The following is a 16,661-nucleotide window of genomic DNA, read 5'->3' on the forward strand; positions in this document are numbered from 1 at the left end:
TCATGAAGCCGCCGCCGCTCGTGGTCGCCGCGGCTGGCGCCGCGCCGCGCGCCGCCTGGGCCGCGCCGCCGAGACCGAACAGCGCGCCTAGCCCGGGCGGGAGAGCGCCGAGGATGCTGGCCCGCTGGTCGGACAGCAGCGACTGGACGCCGGAGGCGGTCGGCGCGCCGCCCAGTGACTTGGCGATGGCGCCCAGCACCAGCGGGGCGGCCAGAGACAGCAGGCTGGTGGCCGCGCCGCCCTTCAGGCCGGCGAAGCTGGCCAGGCCGTTGGTCACACCTCCGCTATTGGTCCCCAGCAGGCTGTCAGAGAGCGTGCGTCCTTCGCTGAGATAGGCGGTGCGGGCGGTATCGTCGCCGAGCAGGGCCGGCAGCCGATCCAGCGGGTTGCCGCCGCCCACCGCCTGGCTGATCAAGCTGAGCAGGCCGCTGGCCCCGCTCGCCGTGGAGCTTTGCTGCAGGGCCGCGGCCAGCAGGGACGGCGTCGCGGCCGATAAGCCCTTGCTGACGGCGCCGGACGACTCGCCGAGATGACCGGACAGCTGGGTTACGAGATCAGGCGACAGGGCGCTGATCACGGTTTGAACGAGGTTCACGGCAGATCTCCCAAGGGCGTGGGGCCGTGCAGAACTCAGCGCAGTCGCAAACCTCAAGCCTTACTGTACAATTCCCCCGACACTCCGCGCAGAGCCAACACGTTCCGACAGTTGATGGAACGTCAAAGTCTGTACACCCTTTCCGATCATCGCGGGTAGTTGTGAGTCCGTGGGGTAATTTACTGAGACTTAGCTTTACGCGCCCTCAAGACTTGAGCTTGTAACCCGTCCGGAAGATCGCCCAGATGGCGGCCAGACAGATGAGCACGAAGACGCAGGTGGCCGCCAAGCTGAGGCCGACGTCGACGTCGGAGACGCCGTAAAAGCTCCAGCGGAATCCCGACACCAGGTAGACCACCGGGTTGAACAGGGTGATCTTCTGCCAGAGCTCAGGCAGCATGCTGATCGAGTAGAAGCTGCCGCCCAGGAAGGCGAGCGGCGTGATGATCATCATCGGCACGATCTGCAGCTTCTCCCAGCCGTCTGCCCACACGCCGATCACGAAGCCGAGCAAGCTGAAGGCGATCGAGGTCAGCACCAGGAAGCCGACCATCCAGACCGGATGGTCGATGCGGAACTCCACGAACAGGCGCGCGGTGGCCAGGATGATCAGCCCGAGGATCACCGACTTGGTCGCCGCCGCCCCGACATAACCGACGACGATCTCGAAGGCCGAGATCGGCGCGGAGAGCACCTCGTAGATGGTCCCCGAGAACTTCGGCATGTAGATCCCGAATGAGGCGTTGCTGACGCTCTCGGTCAGGATCGACAGCATGATCAGGCCCGGCACGATGAAGGCGCCGTAGCTGACCCCGTCGATCTCGACCATTTTCGAGCCGATCGCCGACCCGAACACGATGAAGTAAAGCGAGGTCGAGATCACCGGCGAGGCGATCGACTGCATCAAGGTGCGCCAGGTGCGCGCCAGCTCGAAGATGTAGATGGCCTTGATGGCGTAGAGGTTCATGGCCGGGCCCTCACCAGGCTTACGAAGATCTCCTCCAGCGAGCTTTCCGTGGTCTGGAGGTCCTTGAAGTCGACGCCGGCGGCGCTGAGCTTGCGCAGCAGGCCGGCGATGCCGGTTTCCTGGGACTGGGCGTCGAAGGTGTAGGTCAGCTGGTGGCCGTCCGCGCCCAGCTCCAGCTGATAGTCGGCAAGACCGGTCGGCAGTTCGGCCAGCGGCTCCTGCAGATGCAGGGTCAGCTGCTTCTTGCCCAGCTTGCGCATCAGCACGTCCTTGTCCTCGACGAGGATGATCTCGCCCTTGCTGATCACCCCGATCCGGTCGGCCATCTCCTCGGCCTCCTCGATGTAGTGGGTGGTCAGGATGATGGTGACGCCGCTCTCGCGTAGACCGCGCACCATCTCCCACATGTCGCGCCGCAGCTCTACGTCGACGCCGGCGGTCGGTTCGTCGAGGAACAGGATGCGCGGCTCGTGGCTCAGCGCCTTGGCGATCATCACCCGGCGCTTCATGCCGCCGGAGAGCGCCATGATCTTGGAATCCTTCTTGTCCCAGAGGCTGAGATCGCGAAGGACCTTCTCAAGATAGGCCGGGTTCGGCGCCTTGCCGAACAGCCCGCGGCTGAATTTTACGGTGTCCCAGACACTCTCGAAGGCGTCGGTGGAAAGCTCCTGCGGCACCAGGCCGATCTTCGAGCGCGCCGACCGGTACTCGGTCAGGATGTCGTGGCCATCGGCGGTGACCGTGCCGGTGCTCGGATTGACGATGCCGCAGATGACGCTGATCAGGGTGGTCTTGCCCGCGCCGTTCGGCCCGAGCAGGGCGAAGATCTCGCCCTTGCGGATGTCCAGGTCCACCGACCTGAGCGCCTGGAAGCCCCCGGCATAGGTCTTGGAGAGACCCTGAACTGAAATGATCGGCTGCACGGGTCCCCCGGGTTGGCCTCAAGCGTCCTCGCCAGATAGGCGCGCTCAGAGGGTCAAGCTAGCCCGAAGGACGCCGGGAGGTGTCAGCAACCGACAAGGGATAGAATTTGGGCGAGGCGGGTTCGCCGCCGCTTCCGGCTCAAGAGCCGATCTCCGGAGCGTCAGCGACGGGTGGTTTGCGGACATTGCTTGCCGCGCGAGAACGCCTCGGCGCTCGCCTATTTCACTTGGCGAAATTGCTGTCCACGAACATCTCGGCAAAGCTTTGAGGCGCGAGCGCAACCCTATTGGCCGCGATTGACCGGTTCTTGTCCCAATTGGCTCGAATGAACCCAGGCATTTCACGGGGCATCTCCATCGATGCCGCGACAGCGCTCTGCCAAGTACCGTCACCGCCAAACGTAGCTCTCAACTTTGGCGCCATAGCGGTGAGAGTAGCTTCGTCTTTGGGGGTCAATTCTCCGATTGACCACAAGACATAGAGTTCCAGAAGCCGGAGTAGTGGCTTGCCGTCATAGCGCCCGGAGTTCAAGGGCCTGCTTTCCTCCTGGTGTTGCACCGCTGTGTGCAAGGGTGGGCTGTCGGCCGCTGCTGCCCCGCGCGGCCAGAGGCATGTGGCCAGCACAACCCACTGCAGCAGTCTTCGCATCCGCGTCCCCCGTCGGCCGACGATAGCCAAGTTTCCGCCCGCCCAGAAGCAGACTTCTCGACGAGCGTCCGGGTCGGATTTGATCGATCGCGACTTTCCTTCCGCCGCTGCTCCCGAAAGCGGACGTCCGCTAAGGACGGAGAGCGGACGTTGGCGGCGCGTCTTCCCGCCCTTCGTACCTGGCACGTGAAGCCTGTGCGCGAGGGATCCGGTCTTCATCCTGGAAGACGTTGATCCGGAGCGAGCAAGCTCGTTCCGCAGAAGAGAACGTCGCCTCGGCCATCACAGCCTCGCCCGTCCCCTCGTCGACTTCGAAGAAGGTCGTGTAGTCGCCGTCGCCGTAGTCGCGTAGCACCGAGCGGTCGCCGATAGGTCGCGTCTCGAAGGGTTCGCTTCGATACAGCGGAGCGCTCACTCCCTTGCCGTCCCGGGCAAAGGCCGGGTGCTGGCCGAATGGCCCGTACATTCCTTCGAGTGTCGATATGACGTGGGAGAACTGGAGCAGACACGAGCCGACGCTCTCGGCGGAGAGTTCCGACCTGATATCGAAGCTGTAGATCTTCGCCAGCGAGCGGGCGGCGACGGAATCGCCAAGGCTGAGCCGCCAGTTGAGGTCGGCGAACCGAAGAGGACGATCCGCCACGACTTGCACGACCTCGTTCGTCTTCCGATGCCGAATGGTCCGCCAACCCATACCTGGCTGAGCGGAGACAGCGTCGCTGATGCTGACGTTCGGTGCGAATGGGCCGTACAGGACTTTCGGCTGGGCCTGCGCCGGCGCCGTGAGGAAGAGGAACTGCAGCGCCGCCGCCCAGACAAGCGTCGAGGCCCGTCGAATGACCATCAATGACGCTCGCTCTGGGCTAGGCGCCCGCCATGGTCATGGGCCTCAGGCCGAGGTCGGCCATCAGGGCGGCGTCGGTATCCTTGTCCGGGTTGGCGGTGGTCAGCAGCTTGCCGCCGATGAACATCGAGTTGGCGCCGGAGAGGAAGCACAGCGCCTGCAGTTCGCGGCTCATGTGCTCGCGGCCGGCCGACAGCCGCACCACGGTCTTCGGGCAGAGGATGCGGGCCACGGCGATCATCCGCACGAACTCCAGCGGGTCGACCGCCTCGGAGTCGCCCAGCGGGGTGCCGGGGATCGGCATCAGRTCGTTGATCGGCAGGCTGTCGGGATGGGCCGGCAAGGTGGCCAGGGCGTGCAGCAGCCCGGCCCGGTCGGTCCGCGTCTCGCCCATGCCGACGATGCCGCCGCAGCAGGTGCTCATGCCCACGCTGCGCACCGCTTCGAGGGTGTCGAGGCGGTCCTGRTAGGTGCGGGTGGTGACCACCTGGTCGTAATAGTCCGGCCCRGTGTCGAGGTTGTGGTTGTAGTAGTCGAGGCCGGCGTCCTTCAGCGACTGGGCCTGGTCGCGGGTCAGCATGCCCARGGTCGCGCAGGTCTCCAGGCCCAGCGCCTTCACGCCGGCGATCATCGCCGCCACCTTCGGCACGTCGCGGTCCTTCAGGTCGCGCCAGGCCGCGCCCATGCAGAAGCGCTGCGCGCCGCCRGCCTTGGCGTCCATCGCCGCGGCGATCACGCTGGTSGCGTCCATCAGCTTGCCGGCCTTCACCCCGGTCTCGAAGTGCTGGCTCTGGCTGCAATAGCCGCAGTTCTCGGCGCAGCCGCCGGTCTTGATSSWGAGCAGCTGCGAGAGCTGCACCTCGCTGGGGTCGAACCAGGTCCGGTGCACCGCGGCGGCCTGGAACACCAGCTCCATGAACGGCAGCTCGAACAGACCCTCGACCTCGGCGAGCGTCCAGTCGTGGCGGGGCTGCGCCAGGTCCACCGCGCGGAAACCTTGAGCGATTGGAGCGTTCATGAGCAATCTCCTCATACAGGGGCCGCCATTGGCCGCCTGCGAGTAGGCAGGCAAGTCGCGCGGTTCGGGAGCGTGTAGCGCATGAGCGCAGGCGAAGACGAGATCGAGTTGAAGTTCCTCTGCGAACCAGCCGATCTGGCGGTCGTGCTCACAGCCGCGCCCGCAGCGGAAACCCACGAAAAATCGCTGATTTCCACCTATTACGACACCCCGCAGGGCGATCTGCGCCAGGCGCGAATTTCTCTGCGCATCCGCGAGGGCGGCGGCAAGCGCGTGCAGACGCTGAAGCGCGGCGATGGATTCGCCCGCGAGGAACACGAGGCCCCGCTTGAGGGCGAGGCCCTCGATCTCAACTTCCCAGCCTTGAAGGCGGCACTGTCGCCAGCCAAGCGCAAGATCCTGGCCCCGATCTTCACGGTCCGCGTCACCCGCCGCCAGCGCACCTTCGACTTCGGCGGCGCGGCGATCGAGTTGGCGGTGGACGAAGGCGAGGTCCACGCCGGCGAGCGCAGCCGCCGGATCAGCGAGGTCGAGCTGGAACTGAAGTCCGGCGACTGCGGCCCGATGTTCGAACTGGCCCGCCAGCTCTCCAAGTCGGCGCCGCTCTATCTGTCGTTCGACGGCAAGGCGACCCAGGGTCAGGGCCTGATCGACGGCAGCGACCGCGCTCCGCGGCGGCACGACAAAGCCCCGCTGGCCCGCGGCCTGACCGCCGGCGAGGCCTTCCAGGCCATCGCCCGCAACGCCCTGGTGCAGATCGCCGCCAATGGCGTGGTGCTGCGCGAGGCCGACAGCGTCGAGGCCGTGCACCAACTTCGGGTGGCGGTGCGCCGGATGCGCAGCGCCATTTCGACCTTCAAGGACGCGGTCGACGACTCCAAGGCCGACGCCATCAAGTCGGAGCTGAAATGGCTGGCCGGCGCCTGCGACGAAGCCCGCGACCTGGATGTGTTCGCCGAGGGCGCCACGGTGCTGGCCCAGCCGACCCTGGACCTCTCGCCCCTGGCCCCGGTGGTCAGCGCGGCCCGCGCCCGCGCCCACGCCAAGGCCTGCGCGGCCGTGGCCTCCGGCCGCTTCCGCGAGCTGGTGCTGGAAACCACCGCCTGGGTGGAGACCGGCGCCTGGCTGACCCAAGGCGGCAAGACCAGCGCCAAGCGCCGCGACCTGCCGGCCGAGAAATTCGCCACCAAGGCCCTGACCCGACGGCGCAAGGCGCTGCTGAAACTGGCCGGCGACCTCAAGGGTCGGGACGACGAGGCCCGGCATAGGGCGCGGATCGCCGCCAAGAAGCTGCGCTACGCAGCCGAGGCTTTCGCTCCGCTGTTCGACAGCGACCCCAAGCTGTTCATCAAGACGCTGAAGCAACTGCAGGACCAGCTTGGGACCCTTAACGACGTGGCGGTGGCCGGCGGCCTGATCGAGCGGCTGAGGCTGAAGGGCGCGGCGCTGACCGCCGCCCGCCAATTGCTGGCGGCGCGCGAGGCCGGCCGGCCGCAGCTGATCAAGGCCGCGGCCAAGGGGATGGACAAGCTGGTCACAACCCCGACCTTCTGGATCATATAAAGCATTCTTTATGTGATTTCTTGCTCCTGTGCGGCCGGGCGGCTATAGAACCGCCAAACACCCCTCCCACAGGACCGACCGATGACCGACTACGTCGTGAGAGACATCGCCCTCGCCGATTTCGGCCGCAAGGAAATCGCCATCGCCGAAACCGAGATGCCGGGCCTGATGGCCGTGCGCGCCGAGTTCGGCAAGGACCAGCCGCTGAAGGGCGCCCGCATCGCCGGCTCTCTGCACATGACCATCCAGACCGCCGTGCTGATCCAGACCCTGGAAGCCCTCGGCGCTGAAGTCCGCTGGGCCTCGTGCAACATCTTCTCCACCCAGGACCACGCCGCCGCGGCCATCGCCGCCGCCGGCACGCCGGTCTTCGCGATCAAGGGCGAGAACCTGGTCGAGTACTGGGAATACGCCCACCGCATCTTCGAGTGGTCGGACGGCGGCTATCCGAACCTGATCCTCGACGACGGCGGCGACGCCACCCTGCTCTGCGTGCTGGGCCCGAAGGCCGAGAAGGACCCCTCGGTCCTCAGCAACCCGCAGAACGAGGAAGAAGAAGCGCTCTACGCCGTGATGAAGCGCTACCTGAAGGAAAAGCCGGGCTTCTATTCGGCGATCCGCGACGCCATCGGCGGCGTGTCGGAAGAGACCACCACGGGCGTGCATCGCCTGTACCAGATGTCCGAGCGCGGCGAGCTGCCGTTCCCGGCCATCAACGTCAACGACAGCGTCACCAAGTCGAAGTTCGACAACCTCTACGGCTGCCGTGAGAGCCTGGTCGACGCCATCCGCCGCGGCACCGACGTCATGCTGTCGGGCAAGGTCGCGGTGGTCCTCGGCTACGGCGACGTGGGCAAGGGCTCGGCCGCTTCGCTGCGCAACGGCGGCGCCCGGGTGATCGTCACCGAGATCGACCCGATCTGCGCCCTGCAGGCGGCGATGGAAGGCTATGAAGTCCAGACCATGGACGACATCGCCGACAAGGCCGACATCTTCGTCACCGCCACCGGCAACAAGGACGTTCTGACCGTCGACCACATGCGTCGGATGAAGAACAACGCCATCGTCTGCAACATCGGCCACTTCGACAGCGAGATTCAGATCGCCGGCCTGCGCAACTTCAAGTGGGACGAGATCAAGCCGCAGGTCCACCACGTGGAATTCCCGGACGGCAAGAAGATCATCGTGCTGTCGGAAGGCCGCCTGGTGAACCTGGGCAACGCCACCGGCCACCCCAGCTTCGTGATGAGCGCCTCGTTCACCAACCAGACCCTGGCCCAGATCGAACTGTGGACCAACAAGGCCAAGTACGAGACCAAGGTCTACACTCTGCCCAAGCACCTGGATGAGAAGGTCGCCTTCCTCCACCTGGAAAAGCTGGGCGCCAAGCTGACCACCCTCTCCAACGAGCAGGCCGACTATATCGGCGTGCCGCAGGCCGGCCCGTTCAAGCCGGACCACTACCGCTACTAGGACGATCCCTTCGCCCCCGGCATCCCCGGGGGCGAAGTTCTATTGTGGCCCGCTCAGCCGCCCTCGGCTAAGCAGGTGGCGATGCCGCTCGCGCTGATCATCTCCAGCCACGTCGCCGCCAGCCACGTGGGCGGCTCCGCCCAGGCCAGCGCGCTTTCCGCCTTCAAGATCGACGCCATGGTCGCCCCGACCGTGCTCTATGGCCGCCACCCCGGCTGGGGCCCGCCCGGCGGCGCCAAGGTCGAGCCCAGCGTGCTCGAAGGCATGCTGGCCGGCATCGAGGCCAACAAGCTCTATGGCCAGACCGACCTGGTCCTCACCGGCTATTTCGCGTTTCCCGAGCAGGTCAGCGCCGCCGCCCAGGCGATCGACGCCGTGCGTGGCGCCAAGCGCACGGGCTATGCCGGCGAGGCGGCGCGCAAACCGCTGGTGATCGTCGACCCGACCATCGGCGACGCCGGCAAGGGGCTCTATGTGCCCGCAGAGGTCGCCGAGGCGGTGACCCGCGAACTGCTTCCACGCGCCGACATCGTCGCGCCCAACGTCTGGGAGCTGGGCCACCTGACCGGCGAGCCGGCCCGCGACCCGCAGGGCGCGCTGACCGCGGCGCGGCGGCTGGGCAAGCCGGTCCTGGTCTCATCCGTCCCGCTTGGCGAGGAGATCGGGGTGATCTACGCCGACGGCGACGAGGCCTGGATGGCCGCCCACCCGAAGCTGCCAACCGCGCCCAAGGGCACCGGCGACCTGCTGAGCGCCCTGTTCGGCGCGGCGCTGCTGGACGGGCTGACCGGCTCCTATGCGCTGGGCCGGGCGGTCGGCGGGGTGGCCGAGACGGTGGCCGCCGCCCATGCCGCCAAGGCGGCCGAACTTCCCATCGTCGCCATGGCCCAGCGGCTGAAGGCGACATCGCCGAGCGTAAGACTGGAGCGACTGGCATGACCATTGAGATCCACGGCGTCTGCCCGGACCGCTTCGCCGGGGTGCGCGCGGAGTTCGAACAGAACTTCGCCAGCGGCCAGGAATTGGGCGCGCGGTTCGCGCTGGTGGAGAACGGTGAGCTGGTCGTCGACCTATGGGCCGGCTTCGCCGACCGCCAGCGGACCAAGCCGTTCGACGAGACGACCCTGACGCCGGTGTTCTCGACCACCAAGGCGGTGGCAGCGCTGCTGATCGCGCGGCTGGTGGACTCCGGGAAGCTCGACTACGGGCAGCGCGTCGCCGACGTCTGGCCGGAGTTCGCCCAGGCCGGCAAGGGGGCGATCACCGTCGAGCAGGTGATGAGCCACCAGGAGGGCCTCTCCGGCTTCCCCGAGGAGATGGAGCCGGCGCTGTGGTTCGACTGGGACGCCATCTGCGCCAAGCTGGCGGCGATGGCCCCGCTGTGGCTGCCGGGAACCGCCAGCGGCTATCACCCGATCACCTTCGGCTATCTGGCCGGCGAGATCTTCCGCCGGGTCGACGGGCGGACCATGGGCGCGGCGCTGCGCGAGGACCTGGCGGGGCCGTTCGGGCTCGACCTGTGGATCGGCCTGCCGGACGAAGAACACCACCGCGCCGCCGACCTGCAGCGGCCCAGCGGCCTGCCCAACTTCGGCGAGCTCAACGAAGCGACCAAGGCGGCGTTCCTGACCCCGTGGTCGTCGCCGGCCGGCCGCGGCCAGGCCGAGTGGCGGCGGATGGAGATTCCCTCCGCCAACGGCCACGCCACGGCGCCGGCCCTGGCGCGGCTGATCGGAGCGCTGGCCAATGACGGCTGGCTGGACGGCGAGACCATCCTGTCGCCGGCGCTGATCGCCGAGGCCAGCCGCGAGCGGATCCACGGCCAGGACCTGGTGCTGCCGTTCGTGATGAGCTGGGGCGCCGGCTTCATGCGCAACTCGGCGGTCAAGGTCTGGGGCCCGGGCGAGCAGACATTTGGTCACTCCGGCTGGGGCGGGTCCTGCGCGTTCGCCGATCCGCAGACTGGTCTGGCCGGCGCCTATGTGATGAACAAGCAGTCGACCGACCTGATCGGCGACGCCCGCGCCAAGCGGCTGATCGAGGCGGCCTACGCCGCGCTCTGAGCCGCGAGCGCCCGGCCGCGCCGCCAGGCGCCGAAGGCGAACACGCCGGCGCCGATCCAGATGAAGGCGAACGAGACGCCGCGCAGCGGGGTGAAGGCCTCGCCCTGCAGCACGCCCATGACGAAGGTCATGCTGGGGGCGATGAACTGCAGGAAGCCCATCGCCGAGAACGGGATCCGTCGCGCGGCCCAGGAGAACATCATCAGCGGCAGGGCGGTCAGCGGCCCGCAGACCAGCAGCCAGGCGGTGGCGGCGGGGCTGGCGGTGAAGTGGCCCTGGCCGGAGTTCTGCAGCCAGCCGATCAGGAAGACGCCGGGCAGGGCCAGGATCACGCACTCGATGAAGAGGCCGGTCTGGGCCTCGGCGGCGACGCGTTTGCGGATGATGCCGTAGGCGCAGAAGCTGGTGGCCAAGGTCAGCGAGACGATCGGCACGTGGCCCAGCGCGAACGCCTGGATGACCACGCCGACCCCGGCCAGGGCGATGGCCCCCTTGCCGATGGCGTCCAGCCGCTCGCGGAAGATCACCGCCCCGGCGGCCATCGCCATCAGCGGATTGATGAAGTAGCCGAGGCTGGTCTCCAACACCCGGCCGTTGTTCACCGCCCAGATGAACACCAGCCAGTTGATCGCGATCACCGCCGCCGACAGGGTCAGCCAGGCCATGGTCCGGGGCGAGCGCAGCACCTTGGCCAGCTGCGGGACCTGGCGGGCCAGCACTACGAACAGGAAGGCGGTCGGCGCCGCCCACAGCGTGCGGTGGGCGAGGATCTCCCAGGCGCCGATGCCGATCCGGCCCATGATCTGGAAGGCCAGCGGCACCAGGCCCCAGATGAAGTAGCAGCCGGCCCCGACCGCCAGGGCGGCGCTGTTGAGCTGAGCGGGTTCGTCCTTGGCCACTGGCGGGCCCTTCCTGGTGAGCGCGGGCGCTCTACCTATGCCGTCCGCGCCGCGCGGCAAGGCCTTTTCCCAGAAACCCTCGCGACAAACGGACGTCGCCTCAGAGGCCAAGGACGTCCCTCAGCGCGCCGACCACATGGTCGACGTCGGCGTCGTCCATCCCCGGATAGAGCGGCAGCGACAGGCAGCGGTCGTACCAGGCGCTCGCGCCCGGCAGCACGAGTTCGCCATAGCGCTGCCGGTAGTAGGGCTGGGTGTGGACCGGGATGTAGTGGACCTGGGTCCCGACGCCGCGCGCCTTCAGCCCCTCGACCACCTCGCGGCGCGAGCGGCCGGCCGCCTCGAAATCGATCAGGGCGACCATCAGGTGCAGCACCGGGTCGCTCCAGTCGGGCCGGGTCGCCTGGAGCACCAGCGGCGCCAGGGGCTTCAGCGCCGCGTCGTAGCGGGCGGCCAGGGCGCGGCGGCGCTCGGCGAAGCGGTCCAGCTTGGCAAGCTGCGAGAGGCCCAGCGCGCAGAGGATGTCGGGCAGGCGATAGTTGAAGCCGACCTCCGGCATCTCGTACCACCAGGGATCGCCGCCCTCGGGACGGATCATGCCGTGGCTGCGCAGCCGGCGCAGGCGCTCGGCCAGGCGGGGGTCATTGGTGGTGACCATGCCGCCCTCGCCCGTGGCGATGGTCTTCACCGGGTGGAACGAGAAGGTGGCCATGGCCGAGTGGGCGCAGTCACCGACCCGCTCCAGCACGTTGCCGAAAGTCATCGACGAGCCCAGCGCGTGCGGCGCGTCCTCGACCAGCACCGCGCCGTGGGCTTGGGCGAGGGCTTCCAGCACCGGAAGCTGCGCCGTGTCGCCGCGCAGATGCACCGGCAGCACCGCGCGCAGGCGACGGCCGTCCAGGCGGCCTATCGCGTCGGCCAGCGTCTCAGGCGTCATCAGCCCGGTCTGCGGATCGACGTCGGCGAACACCACCTCGGCGCCGACGAACCGGGCGCAGTTGGCGGTGGCCAGGAAGGTGATGGAGGGGGCGATCACCGCCTCGCCCGGCTGCACTTCCAGCGCCAGCATCGCCAGGTGCAGGGCAGCGGTGCCGTTGGCGCAGGCGACCGCGTACTTGGCGCCGACCGTCTCGGCGAAAGCCTGTTCGAACGCCTCGACCCGCGGCCCGGTGGTCAGAAAATCCGATCGCAGCGCCTCAACGACCGCGGCGATGTCGTCGTCCTCGATGGTCTGGCGGCCGTAGGCGAGCATGGTCAGTCGGTCGCCCGCCGATAGCGGCGCTCGGGCGCGCCGTCGGCCAGCAGGGCCAGCAGGCCCTCGCCCGAGAGCCACTCGTCATTGGTGTCGCTGGCGTAGGAGAAACCCTCGCCGACCATCGGGAAGTCGCTGTCGAAGGACTTGCGCCCGAACTCCCCGAAGGCCGGTTCGATGGCGAAGCGGTCGCCGAGGTCGACGGTGGTGCGGGAGTCGTCGGCCGAGATCATTATCTCGTGCAGCTTCTCGCCGGGGCGGATGCCGATCACCTTGATGCAGATCCCCGGCGACATGGCCACCGCCAGGTCGGTCATCTTCATCGAGGGGATCTTCGGCACGAAGATCTCGCCGCCGCGCATGATCTCCAGCGAGGAGAGCACGAAGTCGACACCCTGGTTGAGGGTGATCCAGAACCGGGTCATCCGCTCGTCGGTGATCGGCAGCTCCTTGTCGCCCCGCGCCAGCAGGCGCTGGAACAGCGGCGCCACCGAGCCGCGCGAGCCCACGACGTTTCCATAGCGCACCACCGAGAAGCGGGTGCCGATGTCGCCGGAGAGGTTGTTGGCCGCCACGAAGGTCTTGTCGGAGGCCAGCTTGGTCGCGCCGTAGAGGTTGACCGGGTTGCAGGCCTTGTCGGTGGACAGCGCCACCACCTGCTTCACGCGGTTTGACAGGCAGGCCCACACCACGTTCTCGGCGCCCATGATGTTGGTGTGGATGCATTCCGAGGGGTTGTACTCGGCGGCGGGCACCTGCTTGAGCGCCGCGGCGTGGATCACGATGTCGACCCCGCGCGTGGCCAGGGTCAGCCGCTCGCGGTCGCGCACGTCGCCCAGGAAGAAGCGCATGCAGCGCAGGGACTCGGCATCGAACTTCTCCGACAGCTCGATCTGCATCTCGTGCTGCTTCAGCTCGTCGCGCGAGAAAACGATCAGCTTGCGCGGCTTGGCCCGCAGCAAAACCGTTTCAATGAAGCGTCGTCCGAAGGAGCCGGTGCCGCCGGTGACGAAGATCACCTTGCCGTCGAGGTCTAGGTTGGTCGCTGCGAACCGGGCCAATGAGGCGCTCCTGAACACGAACACGAGTCACAAAATACGAATCGTCGGCGCACTGTTCGGTGGAGCTCGTAAAGAGAGCGCTAACCATGATGTGGCGTGCTGTCGCGCATGCACCGCCGCCGCCTGATCGCCATCGTCGCCGCCCTCGCCGCGCCCGGCCTGATGGGCTCGTCCGAACAGAAGGACGACAAGAAGAAACAGAGCGTCGGCGACTATGTGGAGGTCCACACCCTGGCGGCGACCATCACCCGCCTCAACGGCAAGCGCGGGGTGATGACGGTGCAATGCGGGCTGGACGTGCCCGACCCCAAGCTGCGCGCCAAGACCGAGCTCTACCTGCCGCGGCTGCGCTCCGCCTACATCCAGACCCTGCAGACCTATGCGAGCGGGATGACGCCGGCGACGCCGCCGAACGGCGATGTCCTGGCCCAGGCCCTGCAGCGCGACACCGACCGCATCCTCGGCCAGCGCGGCGCCAAGCTGCTGCTCGGCGCGATGCTGATCAATTAGGAGCGTTTCACCTCCGCGCCGAAGGCTGACCCGTGGAACGTCCAGACGGGTGGGGAGCTCCAGCATCAACTTGGGGCTTTGCGCGTCCTTGCGGCGAGCCCGGGTCCCAGGTCTGGCAGCATCGGCGTCCGGCGTAGACGCACGCCTGTCGCGGCAAAAATCGCGTTGGCCAGGGCCGGCGCGAGCGGCGGCACGCCCGGCTCGCCGAGGCCATTGGGAGGTTCACGTGACTCGATGAAGGTCACGTCGATGCGCCGGGCGGCGCCCTCCATACGCAGCATCTCATAGTCGTTGAAGTTCTGCTGCTCGACCTGGCCGTCGCGCACGGTGATCGCTTGGCCGAGCGCTGCCGACAAGCCATCGTTGATGCTGCCTTCGATCTGCGCGCGCGCGCCGTTTGGGTTGATGATCAGGCCAGCGTCGACCACCGCGGTGACCCGGTCGATGCGCACGCGGCCATCCGTGACCGTCACCTCGACGACCTGGGCGACATAGCTTTCGAATGTGAAGTGCGCCGCAAATCCGCGCCCGCGGCCCTTGGGGATCGGCTTGCCCCATCCGGACGCCTCGGCCGCACGTCGGATGACCGCCGCATAGCGCCGGGTGTCGAAGGTTTGGCGCGGCATCTGGGGCAGGTACATGTAGCTGTGGGGGCCGCCGGCTCCGATCATTTCAAGGCGCAGCTCGACGGGATCTCGGTTTGAAGCGACCGCAATCTCGTCAAGGAAGCACTCGATCGCGAAGGCGTTGACGACGTGGCCTGGCGCGCGCCAGGCGCCGCGCGGGGCCGCCGATGGCAACAGGTGGTATTCGACCTCCATGTTCGGGACGTGACCGGCGGGGAAGCCGTCGGGATAGTACTCCGTCAACCGCGGCGGGGGATTGCCGGCGGCGCCCGCCACCCGTGAATGCGTCGCCAGGCGGTGACGCCAACCGAGAATACGGCCACCAGGGGCCACCGCGGCATCGAGGATGTGACAGGCGCCAGGTCGGTAGAGATCGTGCTGCAGGTCATCCTCACGGGTCCAGACGAGCTTGACCGGGCGCTTCACCGAATTGGCGATGATGGCTGCCTCAGCGACCATGTCCTGGTCGAATTTCCGTCCGAAGCCCCCACCCATGCGCGCGAGCGTGACGTCGATCTGCAACGGGTCGACTCCGGTGACCGTTGCTATAGTGGCTGCGGCCATGTCCGGCGCTTGAGTTGCGAGGATTGCCCGAGCGCGTTTCCCGTCCGGATCGACCGAAACGATGGCGTTCGGCGGCTCCATGCAGGCGTGGGCGACCATTGCGGCCTCATACCGGGCGCTGATCATCCGCGCTTGCGGGGCGCGCAAGCTGGCGAAGTCGCCGTCCTTGCGGACCACGTCGCCTGGGGTCGCCTCCATTTTCGCCCAGGTGTCGGCATAGGCGCGCGCCGAGCTTTCGTCGGCTGCTGCTCCCGCACCCCGGCTCCAGTTGATCTTGAGCGCGTCGCGGGCCTGCAACGCCTCCCAGAAGGACCTGGCCACGACCGCCACCCCCGCCGCCAGCGGCGTGCTCTGCGGGGTGAGGGGCGGCGCTGGCGCTTGGGCGACAGGGATCGGCACGATCGCGACAACGCCCGGAAGCCCGAGCGCGTGGCCCTCATCCAGGGTGGCGACTTTGCCGCCGAGGTAGGGACAGCGGGCAACGACAGCGTGGAGCATGCCCGGCATCTCTGCGTCGATCCCAAACAGCGGCTCGCCACGGACGATCCGGTCCGCATCCAGATGGCGCTGCGGCTTGCCGACTATGGAGAACTGGTCCGGAGATTTGAGGGCGATCTCGCCAGTCGGCTCACGGCGCTTCGCGGCCTCGCCGGCGAGTTCGCCGTAGGTGGCGGTGCGGCCGGACGCAGCATGCCGAACGACGCCGCCCTGAGTTGTGAGTTCGTCCACCGGAACAAGCCAGCGATCGGCCGCCGCTTCGAGGATCATCCGTCGGGCGCGTGCGCCGGCCTGCCGCAATGGCGTGAAGCCTACCCTCACGCTGTTCGAGCCGCCGGCGGTGCTCTGGCCCGCGCCCAGATAAGAGCGCGCTTGCCCCCGAGCGTTACGCGCCAGATGCAGCGGCATCCCTTGGATCGACACCCGCTCGAACGGCACATCCAGCTCTTCTGCGATGAGCATCGGCAGGGAGGTCGATACGCCCTGGCCCATCTCTCCGACATGGCAGCCGATCGTCACCGCACCGTCAGCCTCGATGCGAACAAAGGGGCCGATCGCGCCCACGAAACGGGCCGCCGCGCGACCGGCCTGCGGGTGGGCGAACACCAGGAGGGCGCCGGCCCCGGCGGCAGCCCTCAGCAGGTCGCGCCGGGAAGTCGTCAACGTCGCCGCGCTCATGCGGCGCGCTGCTTCATGAGCTTAGCCGCACGGCGGATCGCGGTACGGATGCGCGTGTAGGTGCCGCACCGGCAAAGGTTGGTGAGCTTGGCGTCGATCTCGTCGTCAGATGGGCTCGGCGTTTCAGCTAGCAGGCTGACGACCGCCATGATCTGGCCGGCCTGGCAGTACCCGCATTGAGCGACGTCCTCTTCGATCCATGCCTGCTGCACAGGGTGGAGCGCTTCCTTCGCAGCGAGCCCCTCGATCGTGGTGACTGAGGCCTCGCCGACCGCGCCGACCGGGGTGACGCAGGAGCGAACGGCCTGGCCATCGATATGAACGGTGCACGCCCCGCAGGCGCCGATGCCACAGCCAAACTTCGCGCCCTTCAGGCCGAGCTGCTCTCGCAACACCCACAGAAGCGGTTGATCAGGCGGCGCGTCGACGTGTCGAGTCTGGCCGTTTATGCGAAGGGCTAAAGTCATCGGGGTCCGGA

General features: G+C 67.7%; 15 protein-coding genes. 5 read left to right on the forward strand and 10 right to left on the reverse strand.

Going from position 1 to position 16,661, the window contains the following annotated elements; all coding sequences use genetic code 11:
- The 5 genes from AC1DQJ_RS18230 to bioB all read right to left on the reverse strand — a co-directional run.
- Positions 1-595: DUF937 domain-containing protein (locus tag AC1DQJ_RS18230; protein ID WP_477605897.1), on the reverse strand; the 595-nt coding region annotated here is incomplete at its 3' end.
- 205 nt (positions 596-800) lie between these two features.
- Entirely contained in the window at positions 801-1,562 is a 762-nt protein-coding gene (locus AC1DQJ_RS18235; RefSeq protein WP_477605899.1) for an ABC transporter permease, read from the reverse strand.
- Positions 1,559-2,485 (reverse strand): ABC transporter ATP-binding protein, encoded by a 927-nt coding sequence (locus tag AC1DQJ_RS18240; protein ID WP_477605901.1) that lies wholly within the window; start codon positions 2,483-2,485, stop codon positions 1,559-1,561. The genes AC1DQJ_RS18235 and AC1DQJ_RS18240 overlap by 4 nt, the downstream gene beginning before the upstream one ends.
- A gap of 779 nt (positions 2,486-3,264) precedes the next feature.
- Positions 3,265-3,978 carry a hypothetical protein gene (locus tag AC1DQJ_RS18245; protein WP_477605902.1) on the reverse strand — a complete coding sequence of 238 codons (714 nt, stop codon included), beginning with the start codon at positions 3,976-3,978 and terminating at the stop codon, positions 3,265-3,267.
- Positions 3,979-3,997: 19 nt separating this feature from the next.
- On the reverse strand, positions 3,998-4,996 hold the full coding sequence (bioB, locus tag AC1DQJ_RS18250) for a biotin synthase BioB (protein ID WP_477605904.1): 999 nt from the start codon (positions 4,994-4,996) through the stop codon (positions 3,998-4,000).
- Between the two features lie 81 nt (positions 4,997-5,077).
- Between bioB and AC1DQJ_RS18255 the strand changes: the two genes are divergently transcribed.
- The 4 genes from AC1DQJ_RS18255 to AC1DQJ_RS18270 all read left to right on the forward strand — a co-directional run bounded on the left by AC1DQJ_RS18255 (position 5,078) and on the right by AC1DQJ_RS18270 (position 10,095).
- On the forward strand, positions 5,078-6,559 hold the full coding sequence (locus tag AC1DQJ_RS18255) for a CYTH and CHAD domain-containing protein (protein ID WP_477605906.1): 1,482 nt from the start codon (positions 5,078-5,080) through the stop codon (positions 6,557-6,559).
- Positions 6,560-6,640: 81 nt separating this feature from the next.
- A complete protein-coding gene (gene ahcY, locus AC1DQJ_RS18260) occupies positions 6,641-8,032 on the forward strand; it encodes an adenosylhomocysteinase (protein WP_477605908.1) in 1,392 nt (463 codons plus the stop codon).
- A gap of 81 nt (positions 8,033-8,113) precedes the next feature.
- Positions 8,114-8,971: a pyridoxal kinase gene (locus AC1DQJ_RS18265; protein WP_477606051.1), complete on the forward strand. Its 858-nt coding sequence runs from the start codon at positions 8,114-8,116 to the stop codon at positions 8,969-8,971.
- The gene (locus tag AC1DQJ_RS18270) at positions 8,968-10,095 is read left to right on the forward strand and encodes a serine hydrolase domain-containing protein (protein WP_477605910.1); all 1,128 of its coding nucleotides are present in this window, start codon (positions 8,968-8,970) and stop codon (positions 10,093-10,095) included. The genes AC1DQJ_RS18265 and AC1DQJ_RS18270 overlap by 4 nt, the downstream gene beginning before the upstream one ends.
- On the opposite strand, the gene rarD is transcribed toward AC1DQJ_RS18270, so the two are convergent.
- The 3 genes from rarD to pseB all read right to left on the reverse strand — a co-directional run bounded on the left by rarD (position 10,080) and on the right by pseB (position 13,307).
- On the reverse strand, positions 10,080-10,994 hold the full coding sequence (rarD, locus tag AC1DQJ_RS18275) for an EamA family transporter RarD (RefSeq protein ID WP_477605912.1): 915 nt from the start codon (positions 10,992-10,994) through the stop codon (positions 10,080-10,082). The genes AC1DQJ_RS18270 and rarD overlap by 16 nt on opposite strands.
- Before the next feature lie 100 nt (positions 10,995-11,094).
- Positions 11,095-12,246, reverse strand: a complete 1,152-nt coding sequence (gene pseC, locus AC1DQJ_RS18280; protein ID WP_477605914.1) for a UDP-4-amino-4,6-dideoxy-N-acetyl-beta-L-altrosamine transaminase — start codon at positions 12,244-12,246, stop codon at positions 11,095-11,097.
- 2 nt (positions 12,247-12,248) lie between these two features.
- The gene (gene pseB, locus AC1DQJ_RS18285; RefSeq protein ID WP_477605916.1) at positions 12,249-13,307 is read right to left on the reverse strand and encodes a UDP-N-acetylglucosamine 4,6-dehydratase (inverting); all 1,059 of its coding nucleotides are present in this window, start codon (positions 13,305-13,307) and stop codon (positions 12,249-12,251) included.
- 108 nt (positions 13,308-13,415) lie between these two features.
- On the opposite strand from pseB, the gene AC1DQJ_RS18290 reads away from it, so the two are divergent.
- The gene (locus AC1DQJ_RS18290; protein WP_477605918.1) at positions 13,416-13,817 is read left to right on the forward strand and encodes a Tat pathway signal protein; all 402 of its coding nucleotides are present in this window, start codon (positions 13,416-13,418) and stop codon (positions 13,815-13,817) included.
- A gap of 65 nt (positions 13,818-13,882) precedes the next feature.
- Here the strand turns inward: AC1DQJ_RS18290 and AC1DQJ_RS18295 are convergent, their stop codons facing one another.
- Together AC1DQJ_RS18295 and AC1DQJ_RS18300 are read right to left on the reverse strand one after the other, a co-directional pair.
- Positions 13,883-16,183 carry a xanthine dehydrogenase family protein molybdopterin-binding subunit gene (locus AC1DQJ_RS18295; protein ID WP_477605920.1) on the reverse strand — a complete coding sequence of 767 codons (2,301 nt, stop codon included), beginning with the start codon at positions 16,181-16,183 and terminating at the stop codon, positions 13,883-13,885.
- Entirely contained in the window at positions 16,180-16,650 is a 471-nt protein-coding gene (locus AC1DQJ_RS18300) for a (2Fe-2S)-binding protein (RefSeq protein WP_477605922.1), read from the reverse strand. Before AC1DQJ_RS18300 ends, AC1DQJ_RS18295 begins: the two co-directional genes overlap by 4 nt.
- Positions 16,651-16,661 lie beyond the last annotated feature (11 nt).

This window comes from Phenylobacterium sp. P4_E10 (assembly GCF_056401675.1).

What these genes read in the sequence shown, in the direction of transcription:
- AC1DQJ_RS18245 (WP_477605902.1), bottom strand. Translation starts at nt 3,978, where the DNA reads ATGGTCATTCGACGGGCCTCGACGCTTGTCTGGGCGGCGGCGCTGCAG.
- AC1DQJ_RS18300 (WP_477605922.1), bottom strand. Translation starts at nt 16,650, where the DNA reads ATGACTTTAGCCCTTCGCATAAACGGCCAGACTCGACACGTCGACGCG.
- AC1DQJ_RS18270 (WP_477605910.1), top strand. Translation starts at nt 8,968, where the DNA reads ATGACCATTGAGATCCACGGCGTCTGCCCGGACCGCTTCGCCGGGGTG.
- AC1DQJ_RS18295 (WP_477605920.1), bottom strand. Translation starts at nt 16,183, where the DNA reads ATGAGCGCGGCGACGTTGACGACTTCCCGGCGCGACCTGCTGAGGGCT.
- AC1DQJ_RS18265 (WP_477606051.1), top strand. Translation starts at nt 8,114, where the DNA reads ATGCCGCTCGCGCTGATCATCTCCAGCCACGTCGCCGCCAGCCACGTG.
- AC1DQJ_RS18255 (WP_477605906.1), top strand. Translation starts at nt 5,078, where the DNA reads ATGAGCGCAGGCGAAGACGAGATCGAGTTGAAGTTCCTCTGCGAACCA.
- AC1DQJ_RS18235 (WP_477605899.1), bottom strand. Translation starts at nt 1,562, where the DNA reads ATGAACCTCTACGCCATCAAGGCCATCTACATCTTCGAGCTGGCGCGC.
- ahcY (WP_477605908.1), top strand. Translation starts at nt 6,641, where the DNA reads ATGACCGACTACGTCGTGAGAGACATCGCCCTCGCCGATTTCGGCCGC.
- AC1DQJ_RS18290 (WP_477605918.1), top strand. Translation starts at nt 13,416, where the DNA reads ATGCACCGCCGCCGCCTGATCGCCATCGTCGCCGCCCTCGCCGCGCCC.
- pseC (WP_477605914.1), bottom strand. Translation starts at nt 12,246, where the DNA reads ATGCTCGCCTACGGCCGCCAGACCATCGAGGACGACGACATCGCCGCG.